Annotated in this window: 12 protein-coding genes; all 12 read right to left on the reverse strand. The window is 37.2% G+C overall.

All coding sequences use genetic code 11. The features are described from left to right. Positions 1–53: 53 nt before the first annotated feature. On the reverse strand, positions 54–881 hold the full coding sequence (locus RYO55_RS09230; RefSeq protein WP_295814158.1) for a PHP domain-containing protein: 828 nt from the start codon (positions 879–881) through the stop codon (positions 54–56). Positions 882–998: 117 nt separating this feature from the next. Continuing rightward, positions 999–2717 carry a proline--tRNA ligase gene (locus RYO55_RS09235; RefSeq protein WP_314985229.1) on the reverse strand — a complete coding sequence of 573 codons (1719 nt, stop codon included), beginning with the start codon at positions 2715–2717 and terminating at the stop codon, positions 999–1001. Then, the gene (gene ispG, locus RYO55_RS09240; protein WP_287501753.1) at positions 2711–3796 is read right to left on the reverse strand and encodes a flavodoxin-dependent (E)-4-hydroxy-3-methylbut-2-enyl-diphosphate synthase; all 1086 of its coding nucleotides are present in this window, start codon (positions 3794–3796) and stop codon (positions 2711–2713) included. The genes RYO55_RS09235 and ispG overlap by 7 nt, the downstream gene beginning before the upstream one ends. Positions 3797–3814: 18 nt before the next feature. After that, complete coding sequence (gene rseP / locus RYO55_RS09245; protein ID WP_287501755.1) at positions 3815–4831, reverse strand: RIP metalloprotease RseP; 1017 nt, start codon at positions 4829–4831, stop codon at positions 3815–3817. Between the two features lie 8 nt (positions 4832–4839). Continuing rightward, complete coding sequence (locus tag RYO55_RS09250) at positions 4840–5985, reverse strand: 1-deoxy-D-xylulose-5-phosphate reductoisomerase (RefSeq protein WP_314985233.1); 1146 nt, start codon at positions 5983–5985, stop codon at positions 4840–4842. An 18-nt stretch (positions 5986–6003) separates the two neighbouring features. Beyond that, on the reverse strand, positions 6004–6828 hold the full coding sequence (locus RYO55_RS09255) for a phosphatidate cytidylyltransferase (protein ID WP_314985234.1): 825 nt from the start codon (positions 6826–6828) through the stop codon (positions 6004–6006). Between the two features lie 3 nt (positions 6829–6831). Continuing rightward, positions 6832–7596, reverse strand: coding sequence for an isoprenyl transferase (locus RYO55_RS09260; RefSeq protein ID WP_308521096.1), 765 nt, complete (start codon positions 7594–7596; stop codon positions 6832–6834). Continuing rightward, positions 7577–7828, reverse strand: coding sequence for a hypothetical protein (locus tag RYO55_RS09265; protein WP_314985236.1), 252 nt, complete (start codon positions 7826–7828; stop codon positions 7577–7579). The genes RYO55_RS09260 and RYO55_RS09265 overlap by 20 nt, the downstream gene beginning before the upstream one ends. Then, complete coding sequence (gene frr / locus RYO55_RS09270; protein WP_004695693.1) at positions 7828–8388, reverse strand: ribosome recycling factor; 561 nt, start codon at positions 8386–8388, stop codon at positions 7828–7830. The genes RYO55_RS09265 and frr overlap by 1 nt, the downstream gene beginning before the upstream one ends. A 5-nt stretch (positions 8389–8393) precedes the next feature. Beyond that, on the reverse strand, positions 8394–9119 hold the full coding sequence (gene pyrH / locus RYO55_RS09275; protein ID WP_024066541.1) for a UMP kinase: 726 nt from the start codon (positions 9117–9119) through the stop codon (positions 8394–8396). 62 nt (positions 9120–9181) lie between these two features. Beyond that, complete coding sequence (gene tsf / locus RYO55_RS09280) at positions 9182–9862, reverse strand: translation elongation factor Ts (RefSeq protein WP_004695689.1); 681 nt, start codon at positions 9860–9862, stop codon at positions 9182–9184. A gap of 98 nt (positions 9863–9960) precedes the next feature. Then, positions 9961–10713 carry a 30S ribosomal protein S2 gene (rpsB, locus tag RYO55_RS09285; protein WP_295814132.1) on the reverse strand — a complete coding sequence of 251 codons (753 nt, stop codon included), beginning with the start codon at positions 10711–10713 and terminating at the stop codon, positions 9961–9963. Positions 10714–10812 lie beyond the last annotated feature (99 nt).

A 10812-nucleotide genomic window follows, 5' to 3' on the forward strand; every position in this document is an offset into this window, starting at 1 on the left:
ACCTGTGCCACTACTACCTACAAATGCAATGACTTCCATAGTCTACCTCATATTTATAATAAACTAATAAATTCTGATACATCTTCACCGGATACTAAGTAATCACCAAACTTATCAGGTTTCTTTTCTGGAATCCCATGATAATCAGAACCACCCGTAATAAAGAGGTTATAATCCTTAGCTAATGCTTTATATCTTTCTACATCATCATCATTATGTTTTGAATGATATACCTCAATACCATCAAAATTATAATCTAACATTTCCAACACATATTCATCACTGGTAACCAATTTAGGATGAGCCATAACGGCAAGTCCACCTGCTTTATGAATGATATCGATAATATGTTGAACCTCTACTTTTACCTTAGGCACATAGCAAGGACTACCTTTTCGTAAAATGCCTTTAAAAACATCATTAATATCCTTAGCATAACCACCATCAATTAAAAGTTTACCAATATGTGGACGCCCATAAGCCTTAGTATCAGGAAATTGTTTGATAAGCTCTTTTTTTGTAATGTGATAGCCTTCATTATTACAGCGTCTAATGATTTCATCGATACGTTCTTCACGTTTTCTTTTAAAAAAAGTAATAAAATCGTTTAATTCTCTATTAGTTTCATCAAAGCAATACCCTAAAATATGAATGGACTTATCTTTATAATCAGCACTAAATTCACAGCCATTTACAATTTTAATAGATTCATTAGGATCTAATTCTTTTTGAGCAGCACGCAATGCTTGAATGCCATCTATTTCATCATGATCGGTTAAAGCCATCATAGATACATTACAGTCTAAGGCATGACGTAACAACTCTTTAGGCGTTTCAACACCATCCGAAAAAACGGAATGCATATGAAAATCTACAAGCATATACTACCTCCCATTATAAATATCCTATCATTTAATTATGACTGATTTAGTCCATTAATTCAAGTTTATAAAGAGAAATTGCGACCCTAATGAGCATTCACTAGAATCGCAATTTTATTATAAGTTTTGAAGTAACTCTGTAACTTTTGTGACTACAGAATCAATAGCACAAGGAAGTGCTTCTCCAGACTTACGAATTTGAATTTCTACTTCATTATTTTCAAGAGTATTTTTACTTACTGTAATGCGAAGTGGATAACCAATCAAATCAGCATCCTTAAACTTAACGCCTGCACGATCTTTACGATCATCAAGCAATACATCAATACCAGCATCTTTTAATGCAGTATAAATAGTATGACTAGTAGACATTAATGCTTCGTCTTTTGCATTAATTGGCACAATAACTGCTTCAAATGGAGCGATAGAACGCGGCCAAATAATACCATTTTCATCGTGATATTGCTCAATAGCAGCAGCTAGTGTACGAGATACACCGATACCATAGCAACCCATAATCATTGGATTAGGACGACCATTTTGATCTAAAAATGTAGCTTGTAATGCTTCAGAATATTTGGAACCCAATTTAAATACTTGACCTACTTCGATGCCTTTAGCATGTTCTAAAGCACCACCACATTTAGGACACACATCGTCCTTCGTGATCAAACGAATTGGAGCAACAATAATGTCTGCTACATTAAAGTCCCGTTTAGGATTGATATTTACGTAGTGAGCATCCTTTTTATTAGCGCCACCACAAACATTGTAAGTTTCCATAACAGATTCATCCACAACGATAGCAAATTCATCTGTTTGTTGTAATCCTACAGGACTAATAAAGCCAGCTGTTAAACCTACATTTTCCAATTCTTCCGATGTAGCCATCTCAGGCTCTACAGAACCAAGTACGGCATGTTGTACGGCAACTTCATTTACTTCATGATCGCCACGAACGATGGCTAATACCACTTTACCATCAATAGAGAACACTACAGCTTTAATAGTTTTATGTAGTGGTAGGTTTAGCATTTCCGCAACAGCTTCAATAGTGCTAGCATTAGGAGTATCTACAACGGATAACTCTTGAAGAGCTTCTTCATCCTGTTTTATGATGCCAGGCTTACCGATTTCGATATTGGCAGCGTAATCGCATTTAGTACAATATACGATATCTGCTTCACCTGCTTCAGCGATAGCCATAAATTCATGAGTACCACTACCACCGATGGCACCACTATCAGCCTCTACTGGACGAAATGTAAGTCCACAACGATTAAAGATACGAGTATATGCATCGTACATAGACTTATAAGATTCTTCTAAGCCTGCTTCATCTACGTCAAAAGAATAAGCATCTTTCATAATAAATTCGCGACTGCGCATCAAACCATAACGAGGACGACGTTCATCGCGGAATTTACTTTGAATTTGATATAAATTGACTGGTAACTGACGATATGAATTGATCTCATTTTTAACGAGAGTTGTAATCATCTCTTCATGTGTTGGTCCTAGACAGAACTCATTATCATGACGGTCGTTGATACGCATCATTTCTGCGCCATATGCCTTCCAACGGCCAGACTCTTTCCAAATTTCTGCAGGCTGTAAAATTGGCATCATAATTTCTTGAGCACTAGCACGATCCATTTCTTCACGTACGATGGCTTCAATCTTTTTGATACTTCTCCAACCCAATGGTAAAAAGCTATATAAACCATTTGCAGTTTTACGCATAAAACCAGCGCGAAGCATAAGCTGTTGGCTTACTACATCAGCGTCAGATGGAACCTCACGCAATGTAGGTGCATATAATTTAGTGGCTAACATAAAGACTCCTCATTTAAATTTTCTAAATATTGGTCAATTTCTCTAAACAATGTATCTACTAATTCGGCTTCTGGTACAGTTTTAATAACTTCCCCTTTACGGAAAATGATACCTTGACCATCACCACCAGCGATACCAAAGTCAGCCTCACGAGCTTCCCCTGGACCATTTACAACACACCCCATAACAGCAACCTTAATAGGCGCTTTAATGGATGCTAAACGTTCTTCTACAATACCAGCCATATCAAACAAGTTTACTTGGCAGCGACCGCATGTAGGACAAGATATCATAGTGGCCCCAAAGTTTCTTAACCCTAAACTACTTAAAATACTTCGGCCTACTTCAATTTCATGAATTGGATCACCCGTTAAAGATACTCGTAAGGTATCACCAATACCATCGAGAAGTAAAGCACCAATACCCATAGCAGATTTAATAGTGCCTTGTTTAATAGTACCAGCTTCTGTAACACCTAAATGTAACGGATAAGGAATCTTATCGGATAATTTACGATATGCTTCTACCATTAAAGGCACTTCCGTGGCTTTAATAGATAATTTCATTTGACGATAATCAAGTTTCTCTAGTATTCTTACATGTTCTAAAGCGGTTTCAACCATACCATCCGCAGTAGGATGACCGCCATGAGCATCGAGAATGTGCTTTGGTAAAGACCCTGCATTAACACCAATGCGAATTGGGATTTGTTTAGGTTTTGCCTTTTCAATAACGGCTAAAACCTTATCTTCACCACCAATATTTCCTGGGTTAATGCGCAATCCATCAACATTATTTTCAATAGCTTCTAAAGCTAATCTATAATCAAAGTGAATATCAGCAATCAAAGGGATTGAAATGCCGGCTCTAACAGCTTTTAAAGCCTTTGCAGATGCCATTGTAGGAACTGCGACACGAACCAGTTCACAACCAGCCTCTGCTAAACGATTAATTTCTGCAATTGCCTTCTCTGTATGGACTGGATCCGTAGTAATCATAGATTGAATACTTACCGGTGCATAATCGCCGATTTTAACTGTACCTACATAGATACCATTTGTTGGTTTACGTACAATCATTGTAATCTCCCATCTGTCTTATAGTAAACGGAAAATATCCTGCGTTGTTACATATAAGAATAATGCTACCATTAAGGCAACTCCAACCATTTGAATATACATTAAAGCTTTAGCAGGTAATCTACGGCCTGTTATAGCTTCCGCCAAGATAATAATCAAATGACCACCATCTAATACAGGTAATGGTAAAAGATTAATAACCCCTAAGTTAATACTAAGAAAAGCAGCAAAGCTTAATAATGGTGCAAAACCTGATTGTGCAATAGTACCTGCCATTTGCGAAATACCTACTGGACCAGATAATTCGGCTGCTTGTGTGCCACGAATCATATCGTAAATCCCACTGACCATAGCAACAATAGTTTGCCCCGTCCGGCTAATAGCAAGGCCCAAAGATTCACCAATACTATAAGTTTCACGAGTAAAGCTAGGATAGATGCCAATCTTAGGACTATCTTGTTCCATTTTAGGTATTACCGTAGTTTCTATAGTTTGTCCTTCACGCTCTACAACAACAGTTACACCATGGTTTGCTGTGCCTTGTAAGCTAGGACGAATATCATCCCAAGTACTAATTTTTTTGCCATCAATCGTAATAATTCTATCGTTAGCTTCTAAATGAGCCTGTTCGGCAGAACTACCAGCAATAATGTTACCAATTACAGGTTCATTTGTATAAGTAAGATTTCCTACAGTAACATTGAGTCCAAAGAAAAGTACAATGGCTAATATAAAGTTAAATACAGCCCCTGCGGAAATAACGATAAATTTTTTCCACGCAGGTTTATTATAAAAAGAGCGTTCATTAAGAGGCTCGTCAAGTGTCATACCAGCAATACGATTAAATCCTCCAAGAGGAATTATACGAATAGAATATAAAGTTTCCCCTTTTTGTACTTTAAATATGGCTGGTCCAAAACCTATAGCAAATTCATCAACTTGCATACCTGACATCTTAGCTGTAATAAAATGGCCTAGCTCATGAATAAACACGATTAAACCAAATACAAATATTGTGGCTAATGCCGTAATCATATATTCTCCTATAACATCAATGATGTTGCCTTTTTACGGGCCCATCTATCGATGGATAATAAATTATCTAATGTAAAATCATCTTCTGATCCCATAGATTCAAGAACAGAAGAAACGACTTTATAAATATCACCAAAAGCGATTTTATCTTCTAAAAACGCATATACTGCCGTTTCATTGGCTGCATTAAATACAGCCGGTTTAAATCCACTAGCACGCCCTACCTCATAAGCAAGACGAAGTGCAGGGAAATCGTCATATCGTGGAGGCAGAAACTCCAATTGTAGAGCTTGAGTAAAATCAAGATGATTCATACTTAAAGCTTCGCGTTTTGGATAAGTCAAAGCATATTGAATAGGCTCGCGCATATCTGGATTCCCCATTTGCGCTAATATCGCACCATCCTTCATACGAATCATAGAATGAACGATACTTTGAGGATGTACTACTACATCAATATGATCAAAATCAAACCCAAATAACCAATGAGCTTCTATTACCTCTAATCCTTTATTAAATAAGGAGGCAGAGTCTATAGTTATTTTATTCCCCATATTCCAGGTAGGATGTCGTAAACAATCTGCAGCAGTTGCAGTTTGAATCTTACTAGAGTCCCATGTACGTAAAGGGCCACCAGAAGCAGTAACAATTAAAGAATCAACATTGTCATGACCTTGCCCTTCTAAGCACTGAAATATAGCACTATGTTCACTATCAATAGGTAAAATTTGAACCCCGTGTTCTTTAGCTAGCGACGTAATTAGTGGGCCCCCAGCAACAAGAGTTTCTTTATTAGCAAGACCTATAGTCTTCCCTTTTTTAATAGCCTCTACTGTGGGCTCAATACCCGCAGCACCTACAATAGCAGTAATAACCATCGTAGCTTCTTGAATCGTTGCCGCTGCAATGAGGGCTTCCTTACCACCTATCAATTTTGTAGGACCTGTATAGCGTGCTTGTAATTCCTTAAAAGCACCTTCATCTACAAGACCTGCTACTAAAGGTTCATATTTTTTAATTTGATGTTCTAAGAGGTCAATATTATGATGTGCCACTAAGGCAACCACCTTGAATTGATCTGGATGTTGAGACACCACATCAAGCGTCTGTGTACCGATTGAGCCAGTACTGCCGATAATACTTAGGTTTTTCATAAGTGTACCTCTATAAAACTAGTACGAAAATAGCAATATATATACTAATGTAATAGGAGCTGCAAATAATAAGCTATCGAAGCGATCCAATACACCGCCATGACCTGGTAATAATGTACCAGAATCTTTTACATTACATAATCGTTTAATCTTTGATTCAAACAAATCACCTAAAGGTGCTAATATACCGCTAATCGTACCTACATGGATCCCCATCCACCAAGGAATACCAACGATATAAGAAAATACTACACCTGTAATGATACAGCCGATAAAGCCACCAATAAAGCCTTCTAATGTTTTATTAGGACTAATGGATGGTACTATTTTACATTTCCCAAAGGCTCGACCTGAAAAGTACGCAAAGGTATCGCTAGCCCAAGTAGTAAACAATAATAACCAAAGTGTAATAGTTCCCCAGTTATATAGCTCAAAAGGCATTGATAAAGTCATGTATATAGAGTCATGACGAATCAAGAGCAATGAAGTCATACCCATAGCAATATATAATAAACCAAATACACTAAAGGATACACTAGACATCGAGTACTTAGTTTCACCAAATGTACACAACATATAATTGGCAAATAAACTTAATACTAAAATAGCTATAGCTATAATATATTGATGACATGCAAGAGCAATCATTAGCAATAAAATGCTAATATAGCCCCATATAATGGATATCCGAACACGTTTAGCTTTACCAAGTATTACAAACTCACGCCACCCTAATAAAGCTAAAAGTGTAATTAGAACATCATATATAGGTCCGCCTAATGTAATGGCCCCTAAGGCAATAATAAAACCTATAACAGCGGTAATAACACGTGTTTTTAACATTTTTTATTCCTCATCACTTAAGCCACCAAATCGGCGTTCTCGTTTCTGATATGCCGCAACAGCTTCTAATAATGTTTCCTTAGTAAAATCTGGCCAATGTAAATCGGTAAACCAAAATTCAGCATAGGCTAGTTGCCATAACAAAAAATTACTAATTCTAAAATCACTACTAGGACGAATTAATAAATCTACATCACTAAACTCTTTAGTGAATAATTGAGAACCTACATATTCTTCAGTAATATTGTTCATTGTAATAACGCCATCCGTAACGGATTTTGAAATGTCGCGGATAGTTCTAACTATTTCATCACGCCCACCATAGTTAATCGCTAACTGTAATGTAAGGCCTGTATTATTCTGAGTTAATAATTCTGCATCTTGAATGATTTTTTGTAGGTCTTCTGAAAGCCCCTCAATAAAACCAATAAATCGAATACGTACATTATGTTCATGCATATACTTAACATTATTGTTTAAATATTCTTTTATGAGAGCCATAAGTAAAGAAACTTCCTGTTCAGGACGTTTCCAGTTCTCAGTAGAGAAACCATATACCGTAAGAGCTCTAATTCCAATTTCATCTGCAGCCATAACAATTTGCTTTAATACGTCTGCACCAGCACGATGCCCCATAGAGCGAGGCATTCCTCTCCGTTTAGCCCAACGTCCATTCCCATCCATAATAATAGCAACATGTTTTGGAATTACATTGCTATCAATGACAGGCGTATCAGATTGGTTACGGTTAAATAATTTCTTTAGCATAGTCTACCTCGTCAGAATTTCCGAAGTCGCTGGCAATCATTGGTCTATATAGTAGTATATGTAAACACTCATCAACCTTTGTAATACGTGCTACATAAAATCCTTCATCCGCAATTTCAAAAAAGCGATTAAAGGCTCCACCAATCATTACCTTAAAAGGAATATGGGCAGCCTGCAAACGAGACCTTGCAAGCTGCCATGGTATTCCAATAAGGCTATTAGAATCTAACATTATACTTCTAATACGTCCTTCTCTTTTACTGCTTTTAACTCATCGATTTGCTTAACCTTAGCATCGGTAAGTTTTTGGATTTGATCTAAACCGTCTTTAGCATCATCTTCAGTAATCGTTTTAGCTTTCTCTTCTTTTTTTAATGCTTCATTTACATCACGACGAATGTTGCGTACTGCAACTTTTGCATCTTCAGCTTTTTTATGAACAACTTTAACAATTTCTTTACGACGTTCCTCAGTTAATTGAGGAATACTTAAACGAATTTGTGCACCATCATTACCAGGGTTCAAACCTAAATCAGATTGTAAAATTGCTTTTTCAATAGCACCAATCATTGTTTTATCCCAAGGTGCAATCACAATCATACGAGGTTCAGGCACGGAAATATTAGCAACTTGATTAATGGGTGATGGACTTCCATAGTAATCAACCATTACTTTATCAAGTAGTGCTACACTAGCACGGCCTGTACGAATAGATGCGAATTCATGTTTTAAAGCCTCAATAGACTTATTCATGCGGTCTTCTGCTTGTTGTAACAATTCTTTAATTTCCATATGAATTATTCTCCTCGAACAATGGTTCCAATTTCTTCACCTTTAGCGGCTTTTGTAATATTACCAGGAATATCCATGCTAAATACAATAATAGGTATATTGTTATCTTTACATAAAGTTGTAGATGTAGCATCCATAACTTTCAATTCTTTTGTAATGATATCATTATATGTTAATTCATCAAATTTAACGGCATTAGGATTCGTCTTAGGATCGGAATCATATACACCATCAGCAAATTTCTTTGCCATTAAAATAGCATCGGCTTCAATTTCAGCGGCCCGTAATGCAGCTGTTGTATCTGTAGAGAAGTAAGGTTTACCAAGACCAGCACCGAAAATGACGATACGTTTTTTTTCTAAATGCCGAATAGCGCGACGACGAATATAAGGTTCTGCAATTTCTTGCATTTCAATAGCTGTTTGAACACGTGTATCTACACCAGCTTGCTCTAATGCATCTTGCAATGCTAAGGAGTTCATCACTGTTGCTAGCATCCCCATATAGTCAGCAGTAGCACGATCCATACCTTGATTGCTACCAGCTAAACCTCTCCATAGGTTGCCGCCACCAACAACAATTGCGATTTCTAAATCAGTGGATTTTGCTAATGCAGCAATTTCTTTTGCAAATTCTTCAACAACGTCAGGATTAATACCAAAACCTTGTTCACCTGCTAATGCTTCACCACTCAACTTTAAAACAATACGTCGAAAGTTTCTTTTTGCCATATTTTTACTCCTCTATTGCAAAATAAGAGAACACTGTACGGTGTTCTCTTATTGTTTATTAATTATTTACCAACAGATGCCATTACTTCTGCTACGAAGTCATCTTGGCGTTTTTCAATGCCTTCACCTAAACCATAGCGAACAAAACGACGTACGTTGATGTTTTCACCGATTTTTGCAATACTTTCATTAATGATGTCTGTAACAGTTTTGTCGCCATCTTTAATGAATACTTGTTCTAATAGGCAATTTTCTTTATAGAATTTTTCAATACGACCTGCAACCATTTTTTCTAAAACAGCTTCAGGTTTTGGTTTACGACCAGCTTTAACGTCTTCTTCAGCTTCTACTTTAGCTTGTTCCAATAATACTTGTTTTTCGTGTTCAATTACTTCAGTAGGAACTTCTTCACGGTTCAAGTATGTAGGATTTACAGCTGCAATTTGCATTGCGATGTCGCGTGCCAAGTTTTGGAAATCATCAGTTTTTGCAACAAAGTCAGTTTCGCAGTTAACTTCCACTAAAACACCGATACGACCACCAGCATGAATGTAGGATTGTACTACACCTTCAGCTGCAATACGACCTGCTTTTTTAGCTGCCGCAGCCAAACCTTTTTCACGAAGAAGGTCAACCGCTTTATCGATATTACCGTCAGTCTCAACCAATGCTTTTTTAGCGTCCATCATACCTGCGCCAGTCATGTCGCGCAATTCTTTTACCAAAGCAGCAGTAATTGCCATTATTTTGTTCCTCCTAGTATTAATTAAGGTAAGGATATAGTCCTTACCCCAATTATATATGTTATAGATTTATCTTTCAAATGCTAATACGACAACGATTAAGCTTTACCGTCGCGAACCATTTCTGCGGAATCAGCTACCATGTTATCTAATGCTTCTTCAAAGGATTCGCCTTGACGACCTTCAAGAACAGCGTCAGCCATTTTACCAGCCAACAATTTAACAGCGCGGATAGCGTCATCATTTGCTGGGATTGGGAAATCAACTTCGTCTGGGTCGCAGTTAGTGTCAACTGTTGCAACTACAGGAATACCCAATTTTTTAGCTTCTGCAATAGCGATTTTTTCTTTTTTAGGATCAACTACAAAAAGAGCACCTGGCATTTTAGGCATATCTTTGATACCGCCAAGGTATTTTTCCAATTTATCCATTTCATGACGAAGACCGATAACTTCTTTCTTAGGCAATACTTCAAAAGTACCATCTTCAGCCATAGCTTCCAATTGTTTTAAACGTTTAATACGAGTTTCAATTGTTTTGAAGTTAGTCAACATACCGCCCAACCAACGTTCGTTAACGAAGAACATGTTAGCGCGGACAGCTTCTTCTTTAATAGCTTCTTGAGCTTGTTTTTTAGTGCCTACGAACAAGATCACTTCGCCTTGGGAAGCAACTTCACGTAAGAAAGAGTAAGCTTCTTCTACTTTTTTAACTGTTTTAGACAAGTCAATGATATAAATACCATTGCGCTCAGTGAAGATGAATTTCGCCATTTTAGGGTTCCATCTTCTAGTCTGATGACCAAAGTGTACACCAGCCTCTAATAATTGTTTCATTGATACTACTGCCATTGTGGCACCTCCTGTTAATTAACCTCCGCCGCTTCATCCTTCGGGTCACCCAAAATTAGGCACAGTACCGAAGTCCACTGACGTGCATATTTTTCATAC

This window comes from uncultured Veillonella sp. (assembly GCF_963551295.1).
Lineage (GTDB): Bacteria > Bacillota > Negativicutes > Veillonellales > Veillonellaceae > Veillonella.